Source organism: Granulicella aggregans, assembly GCF_014203275.1.
Taxonomy (GTDB): Bacteria; Acidobacteriota; Terriglobia; order Terriglobales; family Acidobacteriaceae; genus Edaphobacter.
On sequence record NZ_JACHIP010000020.1, the window covers coordinates 25,441 to 47,285 of the forward strand.

The following is a 21,845-nucleotide window of genomic DNA, read 5'->3' on the forward strand; positions in this document are numbered from 1 at the left end:
AGAATCTCGATGACTCGAAATATTTCCAGAACTCGTCTGCTCGCCGGCCTGGTTGCCGTCGGGTTCAGTGTTCCGGTAGTCGCACAATCCGTGCCGTATCCCACCTACCAGGTAGGAGAGAACAAAACCGGATCGCAAGGCCCTGACTATCCGTCAACCCTTCCAACGCCTTGGGTCGTCAGCGATGGTCAGATCATCACCCCCGCCGGCACCCAGGTCTATCTTGGCATCACGACTCGCGCAAAGGCCGTCGCGCTCAACCCTACCGGCAATAACACTGCCGCTGTTCTTCAGATGGGAGTCCCGCAGCCCGTCACCATCTTCAACACCAAGACCGGCGCAGTCCTGCAGACCTTCACCATCGCGGCGAGTGCCGGCGGCAGCGAGGCCGGCATCAGTTACACTCCTGATGGCAAATATCTGGTGTTTAGCCAGGACGGCAACTACGGTCCTGCCAACATCGGCGTCGCTTCGGTAAGCCCGGCGGGTCTGCTCTCCAACTACGTCAAAGTCAGCGTTCCGCTCGATGTCGACAGCAACGGCGTCCTGACCACCGTCAAGTGTTTCCCCAACAGCCCTTCCGGAACTACCGGCAGCGCTGAGATCCCCTGCGGTCAGACTGTATCTCTCTTTGGAGACGGAGCACCGACTTCCTATCCGCTCGGCCTCGCGGTGTCCAAGGATGGCAAGACCGCATACGCTGTGCTGGATAACAACGACACGCTGACAAAGATCGACCTGACCCAGTCGACTCCGGTCGAGGGCAAGGAGATCCGCGTCGGCAACGTACCGCAGAGCGTCATCCTCTCACCGGATGGCAAGACAGCGTACGTCTCTAACGAGGCCGGACGAATTGCTACCAAGAACGACTTCCAGGAGTACTCCAACGGCACCCCGGTCGTTGCTGCCAAGAACGGGGCAACCTCAACCGGCACCGTGTCGGTGGTCGACCTGGCCAAGTTCGAGGTGATCGGCTCAATTGAGACCGGCCTTCATCCGACCGGTATGGCCTTCTGGGGCAAGAAGCTCCTGGTCGCCAACACCTACAGCGACACCCTCTCCGTGATCGACACGAACAATAACGTCGAGGAGCGCAAGATCGATCTCGCCCTGCCAATCGGAGTGCCTGACGATCACAAGCCCGCCTATGGCGCCGGTCCGAACTCGATCGCCGTCGACACCGAGAAGGAGCGCGCGTATGTCGCCCTCTTCAACGCAAACGCAATCGCCGTAGTCGACCTCCGCCCCTATGCGGAAAAGGCGATCATCGGCTACATCCCGGTCGGTTATGCTCCAAGCTCGGTTGCCTTCGACGAGGCCCATCAGACACTTATCGTCGCAAACGATAAGGGAATCGGCACCACGGGTTTCGGCGTCGTCCCTCCTCCGGCAAGCTCGGCTGAGAATTCGTACGCAAACCACTACGGCGTCTACTCTCTCAACACCCACGAAGACCTTGGCACCGTCAGCATCATTCCGGTACCGGACCACGAGAAGCTGGAGAGATACAGCAGTCAGGTTGAGAAGAACAACCACTGGGACCTGCTAGAGAACATCTTTGCAGCCTCAGGCGGCGACGCCGACGATAAGCCGGTCGCAATTCCGCGCAAGATCGGAGCTCCCTCGAAGATCAAGCATATCTTCGTGATCATCCGTGAGAACCGGACCTACGATCAGATCCTCGGCGACGTCACCCCCGGCAATGGCGACCCGACGCTGGCGGTCTTCGGTGACGGCACGGCGGCCGCAGCCTATGCAGGCTACAAGGTCACGCCCAACGCCCACGCGCTGGTACAGCGTTTCCCGCTCTTCGACAACTTCTACGACCCCAGCCGGCAGTCGGCAGACGGTCACAACTGGATCGTGCAGGCCATGGCGCCCTACCACGATGACATTCAGGCACCCGACTTCCTTCGCGACTATCCCTCGAACGGCGGCGACGCGATCGCTTACCAGAAGAAGGGTTTTCTTTGGGATTCGGCTGCGAAGCAGGGTGTCTCGTTCAAGAACTTCGGCGAGTATGTTGAGTACAACACCTTCAAGACGCCCACCGGTTCAACCAACGAGCCGCAGTGGATCGACTTTTACAACGACACCCGAGCCTACGAGACGGGAGCTGAGAGCCAGCTCTACAACATCAACACGGTTGCTTCGCACACCCCGCTGCCTACCCTGCTGAAGTCCACTGTCCAGAACTACCCTCAGTTCGATCTGGGCATTCCCGACCAGTTCCGCTTCGATGTCTGGAACCAGGACTTCCAGAGTGACATCGCCGCCGGCACTGTGCCGAACCTGGAGTTCATGTGGATCAGCTCTGACCACACCGGCGGCCCTCCGACCGCTTACGCCATGCAGGCAGACAATGACCTGGCCCTTGGCCGCTTCGTAGACGCCATCAGCCATAGCTCGATCTGGAAAGACTCGGCGATCTTCGTTGAAGAGGACGACGCGCAAAACGGCGTCGACCACGTGGACGGTCACCGCAGCCCGGGTTATGTCATCAGCCCCTACGTCAAGCAGCAGGTGAACACCGACGGCACCGGAGCCGGAACTGTCGCGGACAGCACCTTCTACACGCAAGTCAATATGACTCGCACCATCGAGCAGATCCTCGGTCTGAAGCCGATGAACCAGTTCGACCTGGTGGCCTCACCCATGCGGGAGATCTTCACCGACCACCCGCCGGTCGAGAACTTCCTGCCCTGGATGCATGTACCGAACGATGTTCCTCTCAACCTCGGTGTCACACAGACCCCTGTTCAGCCCATACCGGCCCCGGCTGGTGTCTCGGCGCTTCAACCTCACACCGTTATGCCCGACAGCCCGGCGGTCAAGGCCCTGAGAGTTGGCTGGATGCTGAAGAAGGCGCAGGTCTTCGCCGGCAAGCAGCACCTTCCCGACTCCGAGGATCCGGACACCGTCAACCATCTCGTTTGGTACGAAACGACCGGCTTCGCCAGACCCTATCCTGGCGAGAAGACCGTTCGCCCAGCAAGCGACTTCAACCGCAAGGTAACCGCGAAGACTGATGTAGACGACTAAGACTCGTTCCGCCGCAACAGCCCTCTCTCCGGTCAACTGGAGAGAGGGCATTTTTTCTGCTCAAGTTCAAGGCCCACCGCCTGTGCCGGTCTCGCCGATCGCCGGGACACTAGCCAAGCTGGCCTCGTAACGTTCATTCACAGAATCGACTTCGGTCTGCGGCCACCAGGGTCTTCGAGATGGCGCTTCCTGGAAGGGCGCATAAGTAGATTCTGGTTGTCATTCGTTCATTCATTGATCGATGCCATCTTGAAGTTGGCCAATAGACGGAGACTGGAGTCGCAATCCGACGATGCCATCAGTCTTGGTGCTGCGTTAACTCGCGCATTCGGAATGGATCTGGTGTCGGAGACTTCCGATGTCCAAATACTTCTGGTCGTCAAAGCGCCGAAGAGATAACGAGGGCATCATCAGCGTTATTCATGACTCATACCGTCAGCAGCGCTCGACTGTTGGTATCAGGCCAATGCACTCGTCGAGGTATGCGGGGCGGTTTGGAACGGTCTTCAAAAATACGCTTTTCCGCCGTAATGTGCTGCCTGTGCGCCAGCCGAGACGAGTTGAGACCCGCAGGGCATCCGCTTGTACCGGATTCCAGGACACAGTGGCGTCTCCGGTAACACCCTGGCGAAGCGAGCCGTCCTGCGCCGTGGCCTCTTCCCGTCTTCGTTCAATGTTCAATTGCAAAGAAATGGGCCGAACCTGGAAACGACTTTCCCGTTCTCTGTCCCACTATCTTTGACGAAGACCTCAAACGAATCTCCACTTGGTGCAACCCTGAAGATCACATGCCCGTTCTGGCTTGTGATCTCTGCGATGCGGCGAAGAGCGATGACGCTTTCAGGCTTCATCGCGGTCGAGAAGACCATTCGTGGACCTGGATAGAGTTCCTTGCTCAGCATGTTGTTGAGAGACGTCATGGTGGGATGGGCGGAGTCCCAGGCGTTGATGACATATACCTGGGCTCGAAGCGCCTGGACCCACTCCGGGCCACACGCATCGACCCAACCGTGATGGTCGGCTACCGCGACTTCAACCGGTCCTGAGGCTTTTGCAACGACCGATTCGATATCTCCCCAGGGCAGGTGGCCGTATCGGATTTCGTGGTCCATGTCTCCAGCGGAGAAGTAATCGAACTTGCCGTAGCTGAGGCGAATTGCGAGTGAGCACTTGTTCTCTGTCGGGTAGTCTTTCGCATTGAGTGAATCCAGACGGGGAAAGTAGTGGCGTGTCTCTTCGCCAACTCCTGTCCAGACTTCACCGTTTGCCGCGAGATTGCGGATCGAGAAGGACGGAAACTTCGCTTGTTCCTGAGTTAGCGTTATCTGGCTCGTCGAGCCGGGAATGATGCGCTCAATTTGGCCTCCGCGTTGGATGAAGGAGCGTCCGAACTCCTGATAGTTCTTGTCCTGCGGGCTGTTGTGCGGCAAGGGATAGTCGTAGGAGGGATAGTTCCTGTCGATGATGGTCTTGATCGGAATCAACTCCGCGACATCCGTAACTCCTCCTAACTGGTAGTTGCCAAAGCGTGACTTCGGAGAAAGCGTGAAGTTTCCTGGGGCGATCTCACCCATGTGGTCTTCATGGAAGTGGGTGAGCAGGAAGTAGTCAATCTCGTTCCGGTTTGCTTCGGCGAGGCAATGTTGGACGTAACGCGCAATCCACTGTCCGGGTCGGAGAGATTCATTCGGGCGTGGATCGATGAGGAACTTGTCGCGATACGGTTCGATGTGACTCAGGATGGAACCTGCATCGATCATGAGTGTGGTGCCATCCGGACACATGAGGAAGGCGCAGCTGCCCCGACCGGTAGAGATGTGATGAATGTCCAGTGTTCCCGGGCTCCAGGGAGCGAGGCTCAGAGCCGGTTGGGTTGCGGCAGCGAGCTTCTCTAAATGAGAGAGCGGTGCGAGCGCTAGCATGCGGCTGGCAAGGGAAAGTAAGGTTCGACGGCTGTAAGACGGCATCCGGATCGCCACTCCTCGGCGTATGGGACCAAATGGGACGTGGAGCCGGCGCTCCCAAAGAGAAGAGCGCCGACCGACCGCGTAGAGGGTTAGAAGTTCAGCTTGCCGGTGATGCGCAGGACGCGTGAGTCTGCTGCACTTCCGAAGGTGGATGTGATGCGCCCAAAGCTGCTGGACGACACGTTGTTTCCGGGCAGTGCGAAGTAGGGCGTGTTGGTGATGTTGAAGCCTTCACCCCTCAATTCCAGGTAGGCTCGCTCCGTGATAGGCAACGTCCGTGAGATGCCCAGATCGAGATCGGTATGCCCTGGGCCACGCAGGGAATTGCGTTCCGCGTTGCCGAATGTGGCGGTGGTTACGGGCGCAAAGGCTGTGGTATCGAAGTACGTCACAAATTTGCCAATTCCGCCTGAAGTGGCGACCTTGGGGTTGATCTGATTCGCAACCTGCGTGTTGAATGCGGCGTTCAAGGAGGTGGCAGATGCAATGGGGGTGAAGGGTAGCCCGGTGAACTTCGAAACCACGCCATTCATGTTCCATCCGCCAGCTATGGCGCTGGCTACGCCTCCGTTGTGAAGAAACAGATGCCCGGCGCCGAAGGGTAGCTCTGCCGTGAATCCCGCTTCGAAGTTCTGCTTCCGGTCGAAGTCGCTCACTGCGTAGTTGCGATATTGATAGGCTGCGGCGTTGAAGAGTGGAACGCTGTCATCGTCGCTGGTCTGGTCCATCGACTTGCTGAAGGTATAAGCGGCGGTCAGGAGCACGCCGCCCTTGAAGGCATGTTTGAGATTCATCTGGAGGGCATCGTAGTGAGCACCACCGGCGGGTGCGATGACCTGCGTTTCGGCGTTGCGTCCGAAGAGCGGAAAGAGCGGCTGACCTGCCGCACCGAGACCTGGAGTCTGTCCTGCGTTGGCTTCGAGATAGAAGATCTGCCGGATGGTATGTGCACCGACGTAGCTGGTCGTGAGGTCGAAGCCGTAGGGCAACGCACGCTCGGCGGTGACGTTGAAGGATTCGATGTAGCCGCGGCGGAATGTGCCGGGCAGAAGAGTTTTCGTGTAGGCACTGAGCGGAAGTTGCGCCACTCCGTCTGAAATTGCTGGCGCTACCGTGGAGTAGCCGGGGATTCCGGTAACGAAGCTGCCTGCAGCCACGTAGGAGTTGTTCGCGTTGACGGTCTGCGCGATGGTAATGGGGTAGGGATCGCGCATGGCTCGGGAGAACGGATAAGGATCGATGCTGATTCCGAAGCCCCCACGTAGGACCGTCTTGTCGTTCACGCGGTAGGCGAGTCCGAAGCGTGGAGCAAACTGCATCTTGCTTGCAGTGGTACCGGCGTTGTCGGGCTGGTTGCCAACGCCTCCCAGGATGACGTTGTTAGTCGTCATGTCGTAGCGTTCGATGCCCCGGCCATCGCGGGTCATGATGGGGTAGTACTCCCAGCGGAGACCGTAATTGAGGGTGAGCTTTTTCGAAGCCTGCCATTGGTCCTGGGCGTAGACGCCCATCTGATTTTCGTTGCCCGTGATCGGGTTCAGGTACTGGTAGCTCTTGCCCAGGGAATCGGGAAGGCCCAGAAGGAATTGTCCAAAGGCATTCGCGAAGTTTGACGATGCGCCACCCTTCAGAGCGGTGGCTCCGCCGGTGAAGGTAAAACCGCCACGCGGTCCGAAGCCACGCTGAGGCTGATATTCATTAAGGCGATTTGTAACGATCTGGGTGCCAAATCGAAGAGTGTGCCGGCCCAGCGAATAGGTCAGATTCGCAGTGTAGGTGAAGGTGAAGTCATGCTTGATCTCCGGCGTATACGCGTCCGGATTGCCGAAGGTCTCGCTTCCGGTGATGGCGAAAGAGGGCAGGCCCTTCTGATTTGGATCAGCACCATAGGCTCCATTGCCATCCGAGTTGGTGCCGGGTATGCCAAGGCCAGGTCCCAGATTTGAGGCATAATCGTTCTCGAACCAGTTGAGCTGATTGTGGCCGACGCCGAAGTTGGCATCGAAGAGCAGTTTGCTCGTGATCGTCCTGGTGTAGCCGACACCTCCCACAAAGATCCGCGTCTCACTATAGCCGGAACCCGAGTTGCTTCCTCCTGGACTCAGGCCTGTGCCGCCACCGGTTCCAAGGGTGCTGGGCGATTTAACGTCGGCGGAGAGATAGCTCAACTTGCCGAATGCGGAGGACTTTGGATCGACCTGCCAGTTCACTTTTTCGTCGAAGCTGAAGCGGTCAAGGCTGTAGGTTCCGGCGATCGAGTAGTTATTCGACGTGCCGGGGAGGTTTGCGTGCGGGATAAGGGCCAGCACCTTCAGCGCGGCGGGACTGATGCCATTTTCGATCGCATTCTTTCCATCGGCGTTCTCACTGGCAAAGGTCCTGCGTCCCGTTCCGTCGGCGTTTCCTGTGGCGGGATCGTAGAGCGTTGCCAGACCGGTAAAGTCTCCCGCTCTCTCTGCGTCTGTGGGGAGGGAGATCAGGGTCGGATAGAGCTGCCGCTGCGATAGACCTTCGAAGCCGGAGAAGAAGAAGAGCCTGTTCTTCAGAATGGGGCCTCCGATGTTCCCGCCGAACTGGTTCAGAATGTTCTTGGGGACGGAGTCGCCAGCAGCAGCGAAGTATGTCTTGTTGTAGAAATAGTTACGCGCTGCGAAGGAGGAGTTGGTGTGCTCCTCCCAGAGGCCGCCATGAAACTGATTGGTACCCGATTTGGTGAGGACGGTCACAACTGCGCCGGCGGCGATTCCCTGCTCCGCAGTAAAGCTGTTGGTCACGATGTCGACTGACTGGATGTCTTCTGTAGGCGGGTTGTAGAGAGTGTGATGGGGAAGATAGACCTGTTGGATCGCGGCACCGTCTATGAGAGTTGCATTGCCGTTGCGGGATCCCCCGTTGATGTTCGTGGTGAGCGATCGGGAGGGCGTGTCCATCACCGCGTTCTGGAATCGTGAGGGAGTGGCACCTGGAAGCAGGCTCAGAAGACTCTGATAGTTATTGAACCCCCCGATGGGGACGTTAGTCAGCTCTTCAGAAGAGAGTTCGCCGTGGATCGATCCGCTGTCGGTCTGCATTTCGGCGGTCGAGGCTGTGACTTCGACGGTCTCCTTCGCGCTGGCAAGGGAGAGTTGCTGGTCGGCCCGTACGATCAGGTTCGCGCCTACGACGAAGCCCGCGGTCTTGAGGTCCGGAAATCCCTCCGCATGGGTGGTGATGATGTAGGTACCGGGTTGGAGATTGCGCAGGCTGAACTCTCCCGCGCCGTTGGTCTTCTCCTGGTGTTGAATGCCTGTCTGGACCTCGGTGGCCATGACGCTTGCCGCCGGCACGACTCTTCCAGCTGGGTCGACGACACTTCCTACGATCGTGCCGTACAGCACCTGAGCTAGCGCCGCGTGGCCTCCAAAGAGGATCGCAACTGCAAGGGCTACAATGTCTATCTTCCGCATATCCATCTTCATGACAAGCTCTCCTTGAAAGTGCGAATCTGTATCGCCCTGGCGGCAGAACTCTTCCGAAATGCCTTTTCAAACAAAAGGCCGGATCTGGCAACCCCGGGACGTGAACTCACTTTCCAGAAATCGGAAGGGTGGAACAAGTGGGCGAAAGGGTGTGAAACATGCCCGTATTCGAGGTGAGAAGTTTCTTCCACCTTGATGTATCGAACTCATAGTAAAGGCCTTGTGAGAAGGCTTCGTGTATGCAGGGAGGGTTGTTAAATGAAGGTGAATGTGCGCCACGGTCGAATAGTTGGAATCATCCTGCTCATCAGCCGTAATAGATTTGAAGTGGGTGTCCCCCGAATGCCTGATCGAAAGAAGGTCTGGCTCCCTAAAGGCATCTGCGATGAATCTCAATCACGATAAAATTCGAGCGCAGCTCGAACGTCTGGCCGCCGGCCCAGAGTTTGCACGCACCGACCGCATGACGCGCTTCCTGCGGTTTGTGGTTGAGAAGACCCTTGCCAGGGATACAGCGGCGCTTCGGGAGCGGCAGATAGGCATCGAGGTCTTCGATCGTCCGGACGACTGGGACCCCAAGCTGGATAACATCGTTCGAAGCGAGGCACGTCGTCTGAGAGCAAAGCTCGACGCCTATGCGGAGACCGCCAGCCCGGACGAGACGGTCCGCATCACCATGCCCAAGGGAGGGTATACGGTCGAGTTCCTCGACCTGCGACCGAAGCGTGAACCCGATCGGCCTGTCAGGATGGAGGATGAAGTTTTGCCTCAGGCGGCGGTGCCACCGATGCAACGGCGGTCGTTCCTCGGATGGCGGACGTCGCTTCTGCTCGGGGCTTTGATGGTTGTTCTGGTGACTTCCGTCGTTGTGTTCAGCCTGCGGCATCGGCGAGCGGTACAGGCGAAGAGTGAAAACTTTGAGATCGTTCCGTTCTCCACGGAGGTTGGTCAGCAATTCAGCCCGTCGATCTCGCCGGATGGAAGCAAAGTCGCCTTCGTTTGGAACGGAGACGGAACTCATTTCAACATCTACATTAAATCGGTCGAGGGCGGCACACCCGTACGACTGACGGACGGCGCAACCCCGGACCTGCATCCCCTTTGGTCTCCCGATGGGAGGCGGATCGCGTTCTTACGAAAGTCCGAAGCAGAGACGGACCTGGTCGTGAAGAATCTCTCCGGAGGAGCAGAACGAATCCTTCGGCGCATGCGGGATCCGCTCGCCCTGTGGTCGTCGGTGAACCAATTCTCCGGATGCCAAAGCCCTTCGTGGACTCCTGACGGCAAGGAGATCGTTCTCACCGATTCCCTGAGCCGGGATAAAGGATATGGTCTCGTATCCATATCCAGTACAACCGGAGAGGAGAAAGTCATCACGTCTCCCCCTGGAGAGGACCAGGACTGCTACTCTCGCGTCTCTCCAGATGGTAAGACGATTGCGTTCGTACGCTATCTCAGCCATTGGGTAGGGGACATTTATACGATGGGCCGCGACGGGGGAGACCTGAAGCGGGTGACCTTCGACAGTCGAGACGTGCGCGGTCTGGACTGGACCGCCGAGGGACGGCAGATCGTCTTCGCGTCGAAGCTGCGCGGAGCCTATGAACTGCGTGTGATCGATAAGAGCGGTGGAGAGTCGACTCCCATCCCATCGGACAAGGCGTCGATCGCGGACCCGAACGTGTCTCCCAGGGGCGGCTTCATTGCCTTCGTCGAAAGTGAGGAGAACTGGAACATCTGGAGGGCCAGCATTCACGACGGGCAGGTCGGGACGACGGAGCGGTTTCTGGCTTCGTCAGGCCAGAATCACTCGCCCAGCTTTTCACCTGATGGCAAGACGATCGCTTTTGTCTCAGATCGTTCCGGCAATCCGGAGATCTGGTTTTCCGATGCAGACGGGACGAATCTTCGGCAACTGACGCATTTTGGCGGTCCTTGGCTGGGGACGATCCGCTGGTCGCCGGATGGAAAGACGATTGTCTTCGATGCGCGGCCCAATGGCCATTCAGCAGTCTTCACCATGGCTGTTGCTGGAGGGGAGCCAAGGCCGTTTCAGCGAGAGGAGTTTGAAGTGAGAAGACCGTCGTGGTCGCGGGATGGCAAATCAATCTACTTTGATTCGACCCGCGATGGCAGACCTGGGATTTGGAAGCGAAATCTGGCGACTGGCGAGACTCACCCGATCGCACCGGCCGGATCTTTGCAATCGCTCGAATCGCTCGATGGGAGCCGGGTATTTTTTATCGATTGCGAGACGCATGACCTCTGGGCATCCAATACGGATGGCAGCAATGCAGCCAGGTTGGAAGGGATGCGCCCTAGTCCGGATCTGGATTGGTCCCTTGGATCAGCGGATCTTTTTTACTCGGTAAGCCATGGATCGTCTGCCGATGTTTTTGCGTACCATTTGGCAGACCATCGGTTGAGGAACATCGGAAAGCTCGACCAGTTACTTTCCCCGGGTACGCCAAGCCTTGCGGTCTCGCCGGATGGAAGATGGCTTTTGTATGCCGTGGTCGACCACACTAGGAGCGACATCAAAATTCGTAAGGAAGAATAAGGGCATCGTCAACTTAACGTTGCGATGTGCATCCTCGATCCGGCAAGAGGTTGTTGCGAGGCGATGTTCTACGGAAGTGCCACGCCAAGAGCCGTAGCGCGCCAGAGTTGAAGTGCATGCGTGAGCCGATGTCGATAGCAGGCTGCTGAGAGCAGATGACGACGGAAGCGGAAAGCGTTGTTGATGGATTTGAAGGTGGAGAGAAAACATTGTGCCTGTTCGGGGCTCTGGAAACGCTTCATCTACCTTTCGCGTGTGCGTGTAGGCTGATGTGAGTTCTCGCATCGATTGTTCAGATAGCGACTCTGCCGGTGTTCTACCTGGGGCAGGATCCGCCTCTTGGCTGCAGCGTAGCTTCGGAGCTTGTCCGTAATGATGACGCGCGGAGCACCTCCCGCCGTGCACAAAAGCCTACGAAAGAAGCGCAGCGCCGCCCAGCGATCCCGCTTCGGCTGGACCAGAATGTCGATGGTGACACCGTTCTGGTCCACACCCCGCCAGGTAGTGCTGAACGCCGTTCATCTTGACAAAGACCTCATCCAGATGCCATTTCGAACCGATGCGAGGCCGACTCTTTCGAAGCTGCGAAGCATAGAGGACGCCGAACTTCTGACACCATTCCCGGACGGTCTCATACGTCACGCGCACGCCGCGAACAGCCATCATCTCTTCGATATTGCGATAGCTCAGAGAGAAACGAAAATACAGCCAGACGCAGTGCTCCACTACTTCGATCGGAAAACGATGACGGCGATACCGCTCAGAGCTGCTCACCTCTTCAGCTTCTCACACACGTTAAGTTGACGATGCCGTCGACCGGTATAGGTTCCAGCCATTACGCGGCTAGCTGCGTACTGACTGGCGAACTCTCTTGATGTCCTGACCGCGAGTGATGCTAAGAACGAATGTCACTCTAATAGCGCCTCCAGGCTTCGATCAGATGATTTGCCTCCTTCAGGCTCATGAATTAGTAGGCGTCTAGGCACTCCGCCCAGAAGGTCTCGTTCAAGCTTTCTACTAAGGCATTGGTGGCCAGCCCATCGTGGTGTCGATTCATCAGCGGATTGGGTCGGCCAGCATCAGGCCACCATGGGTGGAGAGGTTATTCGGGCCGCGATCAAGGCGCATGGGTGAGGCTGTGCCGAGGGTTCGTTCGAAGATTTCGCCGTAGTTGCCAACTGCCTCGATGACATGGTAAGCCCAGGTGTCGTCGAGCGAGAGAAACTGGCCGTAGCCTTTGATGGAGCCTAGGATGCGCTGGGTGGGGATGTCGTCTGAAGACTTATGCATGGCGATGATGTTCGACTGGGTGATGCCGGACTGCTCAGCTAGGATGAGGGCGCTGGCGGTCCAGTTGACGATGGAGGACCAACGCGGGTCCGTTGCGCGGGTGGTGAGGGCAAGGGGATCGTTAGCGATGACGTCGGGAAGGATCTCGCACTTCTGAGCGAAGCCTTTGTAGGCGATGCGTTCGAAACCTAGCTGGGTGACATCGGCGGTGATGGCGGCGCAGTTACCGGTGACGAAGGCGGCTTCCATCTCTCCCTCTTCCTGGAACGAGAAGGGGAGCCACTTGATGTTTTCGCGCTTCATGTAGGCCTGGAGCTGGTCTTCGCTCTCGGTGCCGCCGATGAAGCAGGTCTTCTTGCCGGCGAGATCTTTTGCGGAGTGTATGTTGAAGGCCTTGTTGACGAGGAAGCCCTGGAAGTCGAAGAGGACGGGCCGGGAGAAGGCGAAGAGGCCGCTGGAGGTGTTGACGAAGTTTGGTGTGGCGGTCGCGAGGACGTCAATATCGCCGTCTTTGAGCCCGTTGAGGGCGTCCGCTTCGGCGCGATAGGGGACGGCGGTGAAGTGGGCTCCGGGCCCGAGGGCGGCTACAGCTACGGCCTTGCAGAGATCGAGATCGAAGCGGGAGTGGTTGCCGTGTGCGTCGGCGGTGGAGTACTCGACTTCTTCGAAGTCGACGCCGCAGTTGAGGGAGTTGGCGGCGCGGACTTTTGCGAGTGTGGTGGATTCGGCGGGCTTTTGGGCGACGGCGGTCGAGGCGATCAGGAGAAGAACGATGAGAAAGCGCATAGGGTCAAATCAGGGGAGCGGTAGTGCGATACAGGTTAGTGAACGAGCGGAACGCGTTCCTGCAGGGTAGAAGCAAATTCTACGGCTATGCGGATCGCGTTGAGACAGCGATCCGCACTTCCGTAGGATGACAAGGTTCAATACAAAGTGAAAAGGTTAGGGATTAGTTGGTGGGCCAGGTCCCGGAAGTCGGAAGGCCGGGGTTGGTGCTTGGGCGGGGGTTGAAGTCCGCCGGCGCAGGGTCGATGAGGGTGCCATTGACGACGTCGGTCGGAGTGATCTGAAGAGCGCGGCAGCCCTGGGCTCCGACGTGCGGGAGTGTGGTGACCTGCGCCGCTGGAATCAGGGCGTAGGAGGCCGGGAGCGGCGGCGCGCTGCCGGTGAGACGGGCATCGTCGAAGGCAGAGAAGAGGTTGCCAACGTTGGGCGTGGAGTTTGCGCCGGTTCCGTCGGAGGGTCCGAGGTACCGTTGGTTGAGGGTCTCCTTCCCTTTCTGGCGGGCGGCAGCTTCATCGGGAAGATCGCCGAGGGGCTCGAGGTTGAAGAGCGCGTCGATGAACTTGATGATGGAGCCGTGTTCGGTAGGCTCATGCGAGATGGCGTGGGCCTTCGCGTATGGGCTGATGACGATGGTTGGGATGCGTGGGCCCTGATCGAGACCGAGGCCGTTAGGATCCCAGCTGCGGACGATGGGGGTGGTGTGGTCGAAGAGGCCGTCGGTCTCATCGTAGGTGATGATGATGGCGCTTTCGGGCCAGTACTTGCTACTGGCGATGGCATTGATGGAGTCGGCAAGGAGCGATTCGCTGATTTGCGTATCGGAGTAGCCGGGGTGGTCGTCGTTGCCCTTGAAGGCCGCTTCAACAGCCGGGCTGGGCGAGCGCGGGGTCAGGCCGTCGAGGTTGCCGTAGCCGCCGCGGACGTAGAAGACGCCGCCGTAGGGAAGCTCGTTGTACTTGAGGGCTGTATAGAAGTCGCCGAGGCCCTTGAGGTGACGCTTCGACTCATGTGGGTTATTGGCTACGTAGCCAAAGTACTGTGGAGCATTGTGGTGGGCGATATAGTCCGCGTTGGAGATGGTGCCTTTGGCGTCGGTGGGCTCATGGTTGTAGCCCTCCTGGAACCAGCTCCAGGACACGGGGACGTTCTGATCGCCGGCGATCTTGGTGATGTCCTGCTGGACATCCTGGAGATCGAAGGTGGGATCGTTGTCGTAGGAGGTGGCGATCTGTACGTCCTTACCCATGAAGGTGAGGGGAAGAGTGGCGAAGGTGAGATTGGAGGACGGGTTGGAGCTGACGCCGCCGGGATTGTCGACGGGTTGCTTCTCGCCTGCCGGAGTGAGGAAGTCGAGCGAGGAACCCCAGAAGGGCTGGGGGTCGGCGGTGACTGGAAGCTGCGCGCCGGTGGTGTTGACGTTGCTGGCTAGCTCGGGATGCTTGATCCACTGAGTCTCGCCTGACTGGCCGGCGATCATGGCGATGGCGTTTGGGGTCGACGGTCCTATGACGGTGTCGAAGAAGTTATCGAAGAGGGTGAAGCGGTCGGCATAATTCCAGAGGAAGGGAGCGGTGTCGCAGTCGACGTGACCCATAACGAGTTCGCCTTTCTGCTTCTGCTGGAGAGTGGGAGCGGGGCCGGTGTACTTGGAGCCGTCGGCGCTCAGGGTCCCCTTCAGACCTTCTTCGGTGAAGGCGTAGCGATCGTTGTGTGCAACGTGGTTCGCATCGAGATTGAGCTTGGCGTCGATCGCGGTGTGTGCGTGGTTCACGGAGTCGACGTCTTCCGGGTAGAGGAGGACGGAGCTTCCGCTGATGGTCGAGACGGTCTGAGGGATTTTGAAGGGCGAGATCTTGCCGACGGAGCCATCGGTAAGTACGATCGGCTGATTGAACCCGGGGGTGTCCTGTGGTCGCTTCGAGAAGAGCCCGTGCGCTCCGGGATAGGTGCCGAAATAGAAGTCGAAGGAGCGGTTCTCCTGGAAGAGGACAAACACATATTTGATCTTCTTCTGGAGGAGGAGTTTCTTGGTGGCGTCGTCAAGGCTCGGAACGGCGTCGAGGCTGACCATGTGGCTGGCAACTGAGGGGCTGGAGCGCGGAGCAAGTTCCACCATGCCGTTGGGCCGAGCTGTGAGTGGCTGCTGGGCCAATCCAAACTGAGGTTGGAGAAGAGCGCTGATGGCCATGGCGGCGCACGCCTTGGTCCAGATACTGTGATTCATAAGATTTCTCCTTGTAGCGGAAGCTGGATGGAGTGTGAGTTTGTCCAACGTTAGCGATGTGTGAGGAAAGGTCGCAGTACGAACGTGTTATGACCGCTCACCAGTCTTAGTCGCAAATTGTTAACAGAAAGTTCTTCGGATCGAAGTGTGAAGACTTATTCTCTTTGTGTTGATGGCATCAAAGCCAAGCAGGTCGGCCGTGAAGAGCCCAATGCTCTCGTTTTGCCAATTATTTGGCAAGCTTTTGTTCGAATTAAGTGGCACACTCGTCCGAATGGATGAGCTTTCCGCCATTCCGCAAGCATTGCGAGAACTTGCTCTCCAACGTTTTCAATTGCTTCGACCGCACTTGGAAGGAGACCGTACTCTGCGGGCAATCGCTTCCGATGCATCGATTCCCTATCGAACCGCCTATAGATGGGCAAGTGGATACCGCAAGGATGGACTGGCCGCTTTGGCCCGTAAAAGCCGGACCGATCAGGGACAGCGGAGACTAGCATCGTCACAGTTGATACAGGCCATCGAGGGCCTTGCTCTCGAGCGGCCACCGCTTCCGATCAGCTCCATACATCGGCAAGCGCGTGCGATGGCGGAGACGCTTTGGGAGCACAAACCGAGCTCTGCCGTGGTTCGGCGGATCGTAAAAAGCCTGCCGGCAGGGCTGCTTATGCTCGCCCACCGCGGCAACAGAGCTTATAGCGAAGGCTTCGATCTTGTTCATCGACGAGAAGCGTACTGCATCATCTTCCGTACCGTCTCCCGCGACAACCCGAACTCCCTGGCTACCGCTCGCTGACTCCGGCCCTCAACACGAACCACACGCCCGTATATCTCCACCTGGAACATCCCTCCGGTGTTCCATGAACCATGCCAGCAAAGCAACAGCTCACGAAGTCCAGGGATAACAATGACTTATGTTGAAGCCGACGACCATGGACCGCGAGTGGACTTGTGCTGGCTAAGCTGACCGGGCAATGCCCCCTGACAACCGGAGTTGTCGTGGGTTACAGAGAATCGCTCAACACAAAGGTGTTCGTCTGCTCCAGACGATTGGGTCGACTCCGAAAGAGCCATCGAGCCGGGCTCGTTCAACGCATGTGCGAGTACACGGTCATGCCTTCTCAAGATCCCGGCCTCGGACCTCGACAATCATGGCGCAGGCGATGGCAGCGCTTGACGCGAAGACTCCCGCGCTTGAGCGATCTGACCAAGTGCTAACGCCATTCGCTCAACCACTGGTTCCCATTCCTGGGGTGCACTCTGTCGGAACAATCGAGCTGTTGGATACCAAGGACTATCCTCTCGCTCCAGCAGCCATCGAAAATCCACATTTGTTGACAGAAGGATCCAAACTGGTTTTCCCAGAGCGCCCGCCAAGTGAGCGACCGATGTATCGACGGTTATGACGAGATCCAAACTGTTGATGTAGGCGGCAGTATCACCCATGTCTTTAATGAACGGGGCAAGATTAGTTATAGGCATATTTGCAACAGTGAGGTCGTCTGCGGCTTTCCCGTATTGCAAAGAGAAGAACTTGACATGCTCAATATTCATCAATGGTTTGAGCAGTGCGAGAGGTATGGACCGAAACTGATCTCGCGCATGCCCTGGGTTTCCCGCCCAGACAAGCCCAACAGAAAGATCCTCAGTTTTGCTCGCAAGAGGTTGGTCTGTGCCCTGTGTTATCGCTGGAACAAACAAATACGGAACCTGTGCAGGTATGCTCTCAAGCGTTGTACCGAAGGCCAACGGAAGACTCATGAGTGGGCAGTGCCAGTCAAAAGCAGGAAGCGGTTCATCTGGAACAGCAACTTCAATATTGCCGGTCAATGAACTGAGGGCGAGAGTCCTCAAGGTAGCTGGGATCTTTAGAACAACGCGACCGCCCGCTGCTTGAACCTTAGATATGTAGCGGAGGAATTGGATGCTGTCGCCGAGCCCTTGTTCACTATGGAGTAATATCCGTGATCCATTCAACAGTTCGCCACGCCATATGGGTTGCTCAAATATAGGCTTGTGCGCATGGAACAGCGGTGTCTCCCAGCGATACTCATAGTTTAGCCATCCTGTGCTGAAGTCGCCCTCAAGCAGCTGGAGCACACTAAGATTTGAGCGGGCCTCAGCATAGCGTGGCTCTATTCGGAGGGTGCTTTCGTAGCACCTGCGCGCTTCATCAAATTCGCCCCACTGAGAATAGCTAATCCCAAGATTGTTGTACGCCGCAGCGTATAAGGGCTTGAGTGAAATAGCTTTCTCTAAACATAAGCGCCCTTCTTTCACTTTTCCGAACGCAATCAGAGTGTTCCCAAGACCATAAAAAGCTTCAGCTAACCCTGGATTGATCGATAAGGCTTGTGTGTAATGAGACACTGCTTCTCGAAGTGACCCCATTTGTTCGAAAGCCGCACCGAGACTGTTATGTGCTTCGGCGTAATCGGGTCGGATCTTTAATGCTGCCTCGTATTGCTGTATGGCTTCAGCAAACAAACTCTTTGCGGAAAGAACATTTCCAAGATTATTGAATGGCTCCGCTTCATCTGGTTTGCAAATCTGAGCGTAGCGATACTGTTCCGCTGCCTCATCCAGTCTGCCCAATGCCTCGAATGTTACTCCCAGATTGTTTAGCGCGGCGACATACCCTCGCCTTTGCCTCAAGGCCTCTTGATAGCTAGGGATGGCTTTTTCTAATTGCCCATTGAGCCGCAGCGCATCGCCGAGATGGCAGTGAAGTTCTGCAATGTTTGGTCGTAGATGAACTGCTCGTTCAGAGCAGGGAATTGCGTCTTCTGGTCGTCCGATAGCGAGAAAGGCGACGCTTAAGTTGTGTAATGTATCTGCAAGCTTTGGGTTGATAATCAGCGCCCGCTCGTAATGTTGTACAGCCTCACGATAGTTTTGCTGAGCGCTGAGCTTATCGCCTAGGGCGGCATGACGAGCAGCTTGCCGAATTTTCATTTCAACTTCTCGCGGGCGTGTGAAACAAGCCGGGAGCTCGGTCTTAGGGCGAACTCCCGGGAATAGCTTTCTCACTGAACTAGGGCAAAACTATATGCCGTAGCCAAGACAAAGGGGCTACAAGGTGGCACTTAAATTATACGTCGTGGTGCCGCTCGGCACACCGGAGATATATCCGCCTACAACAACAAATTGCTGGCTGAACCTGGTTTCGGCAGCCTGGTTTGTCCCAGTTGGATTTACAATATAGAGTTGGTAGCTCAAATTTACATTGTCAACGCCAGGCAATTGCAGGGTCCATGAGTACGGAATTGAGGCGGTGCAGGAGGCAGTAGTGCCGCTTATGGTTGCCTTGCCCGACCCTCTCTCTTCAATCTGGTAGTTTAGAGTACTGCTATTGTGCTCGGTGGTGCTTGCTAGAAGTACACATAGCACCGCCGAACCCGACGGAACGGGGGTAACGAGCTTGATTGTGAAATTGGTCACAAATGTTCCAGTCACAGGCGTTACTGAGGCAGCGGCTTCCATCTGAGCTGCGTCGCGCACAGGCAGCTTCTGCTGTGGTGAAGCGCTGCTGCTGAGTTGGCTCGCAGCCGCAAGTTGGCCTGATGCATGTCTCGCGACAGTCGAAAGACTCAATACTGATACAGCAAAGACAAGTGCTCGCAGTTTCTTATACATTGGCTCTCCGTTTGTTGAGGTGCTCGACATGATGAGCCTAAAGCAGGCCGATCACGAGTACCTGCGTTAGGCTATGAAATTGTGGGTGCTGTTTCTCTTCAGCGAACCCGGACTGGTTAATAACGCGCTGCTCCGTTTCCCACGCCTATTGAGGAGAAAGCGCATAGAAAACTTCCTGAGATGGGTCAGGCACCACCGTGACTATAGTCACGTTACGGCAAGCTCGATGTAACCCAAAAGTGCCATTTAGGCGCTCTTGATCTGTTCTGTACCATTGCGGCCACTTCCCTTACCTGCTTGCGCTCTCTGAAACGTCCGTTTAAGCGTTGATCCGCCACGCTTGTACTCTCTGAAACCACCGTTTCAGCCGAGTACCTCAGTGCACGCGCCTTACAGCGCGTTCCGCTGCAAAACACAGAACGATCATCAAAGGCCAGGTAATCATCAGGCTGTATGCATGCCACCTGCTGTAGTCGAAAACGGCTTGGCTCACTTCATGGAATGCCTTCCCCCCATGGTAGGGCCCATAAAGGTAGTACCGGCCTCCGTCGATTTTGCCATTTACGGCGTCGCCGCCAAGGTAAGAAGCTCCTACCAGGAACGATATGAAGTCCAGCAGGCCTATAGCAGCGACGACAGCAGCAAGCTTAGACAGGAAGCCACTTCCTGTCGTAAACATCCTTCGTCTGGAGTCCTCTCGGATCGCTTGGGCAAGATCCCTGGATTCCTCCGCTTTGGCCGCTTTCGGCATAGCAGCATCATAGCTTCACCATGAAGCCGGAACGGCTGCAGGCAGAAATGGCCAGTTTGTTACTCCTGAAACGGACGTTTCAGCCGGTACCCGTCACATTCGGTCGCATAAGATCAGTCCGCCTATTCGACACTCCAAACTTTGCGCTCCACATCCAGAACAAAGACCTTTGCATTATGCGAATGAGCTTCCTCGCCGCCCTGTATGGAGAGAATTTCTCCTCCAGAAACGCGTATCGCACCAGTCGGCGATGCTATGGCGCGATGTCTATATATCCATCCTGGGCATTCACCCGTCGTCTGTAGAGGCTCCATCTCAAATGTAGTTGTGTCTAGACGGTAGACAGGCGTCAGCCCATGCCGACGTGCGGCGGGATATCCCAATGACCCAATCAAGTAGATTGCGTCGCCAACAGCCGTTGCTGTGTGAAAATCCGTAGGCGGGAATACAGAGTCTGGATAGCCATAGATCACAATGCTCCCGTCGGGCGAATGGACGAATACGTCGTTGTAAATACAAAAGTCAGGGTCGTAATGGTCTTCGTGCTCCCCCGCGATTTGCAATATACGACCGTCGGGTAGGAACGTAAGGGATTGCCCAAACCTTTGAGCGCACCAGACCTCTGTGTATCTCCCGTAAAATTTCTCTTCGATTCCAAGCGCCTCTCTCGCCTCATGCGCACTGGCCCCCGAGCGAATCATCCCCTCCCAGAACGAATTGTTCATGACTTCCGGGTTGTGCTTGCCGAAGCATCTAAAGCGATAAGAGTCGAGGTCACTCTGCGAAGGCTTTAGCAACTCCATTTCGGTGTCCGTCGAAAATCCCAGAATAGCCCGCCGTCCGTCGCTGCTAAGCTCTTTCGGGTCGGCACCAGCTTCTAGAAGCTTCATGACGATGTTCCGCGTACTTGCGTCACCTAGTGCAGTCCCTGTTTTGATTTGTCGATCTACGTTTGCTCCAGCGTTCACGAGAATCGAGACAATCTCTTCGTTGCAGTGCTCAACGGCAAACCTCAGCGCAGTGTTGCCAAAATCATCGGCTTGTTCGATATCGATTCCGATTTCGAGCAGCCATTTGACCATTGGCGCATGGCCATTCTCGATGGCGTAAAACATGGGAGGCTTCCCACAGCGGCCCCTCGCGTTCTTGTCCACGCCGTGTTCGAGTAGAAATTGTGCCTTGCCTATATCACCTGTCTGAATTGCGAAGAGCCAAGGTGTTCGTTCCCAGTGATCACGAGTCTCCAGTGCCATTCCGCTTTGAACCAAAGCCTCTATGTCAGTGAGAGTCCCGAACGCAACTGCTTCGATGAGGGGAGTGAGTTTAACGTCTTCAGGGTTGGCTCCCGCTCTCAGCAGCAGCCGAACGGCATCAAACCGGCCAATGCGAGACAAGACTCGTACACAAGACTCACCGTAGCTGGTCATACCCGTGAGCGACACACCGTTCGCGATGAGTAAGTTCAAAATGTCCAGCAATTGCGGATTGTTAAGGACATCATCGCCGTATGCCGCATTGATCAGGGCGTCATAACCATGCTCCTTTTTATAGCGGATGTTCGCTCCGCCATCTATCAACTCGGTCAGCTTTTGCAGATCGCTGAGCGCATACGACACGCTGGTCTGATCGATGGTTGCGCCATGACGAATCAATGTACGCAATAGTTCTACGTCCGCTTCGGGGTAGGCCACGGCGTACATCAGCGGCGTCCACCCCTCATTGTCGGCTTCGTTTATGCCTGTCGCTAAAGAAGGATCTTTCAGAAGCTCGCTGACGCCGCGCAAGTCTCCATTTTTGACGGCATGATGTAGTGCGTGAGAGGCCATCTGATTCTCTTACACGGTGGATCGAGATAAAGCAAAAGAGTTGTAATGAGACCGTTCGTACTACGCATGATAATGCGCATTATCATGCGCGAAAGCGGCGGATAGACGATCCGTTGGTCTGCGGCGCGAGATTGCCGAAAACAACGGCGATCTCAACCGGTCGATGCAACATCATCTGATTTAGATCATTCTCAGAGGTGGTGTGTATGAGACAAGGAAGGCAGCATGGGCTTTCTGCTGAGCAGAAGGCTGACATCTGGAGGCGTTGGAAGTTGGGCGAGTCTCTCCAAGAGATTGGTCGTGCC

At 56.6% G+C, this 21,845-nt stretch carries 11 protein-coding genes and 1 pseudogene; 3 read left to right on the forward strand and 9 right to left on the reverse strand.

From position 1 onward, the window contains the following. The first annotated feature begins 9 nt into the window (after window positions 1-9). On the forward strand, window positions 10-3,042 hold the full coding sequence (locus HDF16_RS26575; RefSeq protein WP_184223378.1) for a PD40 domain-containing protein: 3,033 nt from the start codon (window positions 10-12) through the stop codon (window positions 3,040-3,042). A 677-nt stretch (window positions 3,043-3,719) separates the two neighbouring features. Here the strand turns inward: HDF16_RS26575 and HDF16_RS26580 are convergent. Together HDF16_RS26580 and HDF16_RS26585 are read right to left on the reverse strand one after the other, a co-directional pair. Next, a complete protein-coding gene (locus tag HDF16_RS26580; protein ID WP_221313228.1) occupies window positions 3,720-5,009 on the reverse strand; it encodes a ComEC/Rec2 family competence protein in 1,290 nt (429 codons plus the stop codon). Between the two features lie 89 nt (window positions 5,010-5,098). After that, on the reverse strand, window positions 5,099-8,467 hold the full coding sequence (locus HDF16_RS26585; protein WP_184223382.1) for a TonB-dependent receptor: 3,369 nt from the start codon (window positions 8,465-8,467) through the stop codon (window positions 5,099-5,101). Window positions 8,468-8,852: 385 nt separating this feature from the next. On the opposite strand from HDF16_RS26585, the gene HDF16_RS26590 reads away from it, so the two are divergent. Then, on the forward strand, window positions 8,853-11,027 hold the full coding sequence (locus HDF16_RS26590) for a PD40 domain-containing protein (protein ID WP_184223384.1): 2,175 nt from the start codon (window positions 8,853-8,855) through the stop codon (window positions 11,025-11,027). A gap of 68 nt (window positions 11,028-11,095) precedes the next feature. Here HDF16_RS26590 and HDF16_RS26595 read toward each other — a convergent pair. From HDF16_RS26595 to HDF16_RS26605, 3 genes and pseudogenes are all read right to left on the reverse strand, one after another. Next, a pseudogene (locus tag HDF16_RS26595) lies at window positions 11,096-11,801 on the reverse strand (IS6 family transposase). 282 nt (window positions 11,802-12,083) lie between these two features. Next, a complete protein-coding gene (locus tag HDF16_RS26600) occupies window positions 12,084-13,103 on the reverse strand; it encodes an ABC transporter substrate-binding protein (protein ID WP_184223386.1) in 1,020 nt (339 codons plus the stop codon). A gap of 163 nt (window positions 13,104-13,266) precedes the next feature. After that, window positions 13,267-15,327 (reverse strand): phospholipase C, encoded by a 2,061-nt coding sequence (locus tag HDF16_RS26605; RefSeq protein WP_184223388.1) that lies wholly within the window; start codon window positions 15,325-15,327, stop codon window positions 13,267-13,269. A gap of 199 nt (window positions 15,328-15,526) precedes the next feature. Between HDF16_RS26605 and HDF16_RS26610 the strand changes: the two genes are divergently transcribed. Next, window positions 15,527-16,123 (forward strand): helix-turn-helix domain-containing protein, encoded by a 597-nt coding sequence (locus tag HDF16_RS26610; RefSeq protein WP_221313229.1) that lies wholly within the window; start codon window positions 15,527-15,529, stop codon window positions 16,121-16,123. Between the two features lie 353 nt (window positions 16,124-16,476). Here HDF16_RS26610 and HDF16_RS26615 read toward each other — a convergent pair whose 3' ends face one another. The 4 genes from HDF16_RS26615 to HDF16_RS26630 form a co-directional block, all read right to left on the reverse strand. Continuing rightward, a complete protein-coding gene (locus HDF16_RS26615; RefSeq protein ID WP_184223392.1) occupies window positions 16,477-18,282 on the reverse strand; it encodes a tetratricopeptide repeat protein in 1,806 nt (601 codons plus the stop codon). Between the two features lie 117 nt (window positions 18,283-18,399). Then, window positions 18,400-18,963 carry a hypothetical protein gene (locus tag HDF16_RS26620; protein WP_184223394.1) on the reverse strand — a complete coding sequence of 188 codons (564 nt, stop codon included), beginning with the start codon at window positions 18,961-18,963 and terminating at the stop codon, window positions 18,400-18,402. 376 nt (window positions 18,964-19,339) lie between these two features. Beyond that, a complete protein-coding gene (locus HDF16_RS26625; protein WP_184223396.1) occupies window positions 19,340-19,714 on the reverse strand; it encodes a hypothetical protein in 375 nt (124 codons plus the stop codon). 122 nt (window positions 19,715-19,836) lie between these two features. Next, window positions 19,837-21,540, reverse strand: a complete 1,704-nt coding sequence (locus HDF16_RS26630; RefSeq protein WP_184223398.1) for an ankyrin repeat domain-containing protein — start codon at window positions 21,538-21,540, stop codon at window positions 19,837-19,839. Between the last annotated feature and the right edge of the window lie 305 nt (window positions 21,541-21,845).

Excerpts from the sequence above, each read along its gene's own strand:
- HDF16_RS26585 (WP_184223382.1), bottom strand. The coding sequence starts at position 8,467 with ATGAAGATGGATATGCGGAAGATAGACATTGTAGCCCTTGCAGTTGCG.
- HDF16_RS26575 (WP_184223378.1), top strand. The coding sequence starts at position 10 with ATGACTCGAAATATTTCCAGAACTCGTCTGCTCGCCGGCCTGGTTGCC.
- HDF16_RS26600 (WP_184223386.1), bottom strand. The coding sequence starts at position 13,103 with ATGCGCTTTCTCATCGTTCTTCTCCTGATCGCCTCGACCGCCGTCGCC.
- HDF16_RS26590 (WP_184223384.1), top strand. The coding sequence starts at position 8,853 with ATGAATCTCAATCACGATAAAATTCGAGCGCAGCTCGAACGTCTGGCC.
- HDF16_RS26605 (WP_184223388.1), bottom strand. The coding sequence starts at position 15,327 with ATGAATCACAGTATCTGGACCAAGGCGTGCGCCGCCATGGCCATCAGC.
- HDF16_RS26620 (WP_184223394.1), bottom strand. The coding sequence starts at position 18,963 with ATGTATAAGAAACTGCGAGCACTTGTCTTTGCTGTATCAGTATTGAGT.
- HDF16_RS26625 (WP_184223396.1), bottom strand. The coding sequence starts at position 19,714 with ATGCCGAAAGCGGCCAAAGCGGAGGAATCCAGGGATCTTGCCCAAGCG.
- HDF16_RS26630 (WP_184223398.1), bottom strand. The coding sequence starts at position 21,540 with ATGGCCTCTCACGCACTACATCATGCCGTCAAAAATGGAGACTTGCGC.
- HDF16_RS26615 (WP_184223392.1), bottom strand. The coding sequence starts at position 18,282 with ATGAAAATTCGGCAAGCTGCTCGTCATGCCGCCCTAGGCGATAAGCTC.
- HDF16_RS26580 (WP_221313228.1), bottom strand. The coding sequence starts at position 5,009 with ATGCCGTCTTACAGCCGTCGAACCTTACTTTCCCTTGCCAGCCGCATG.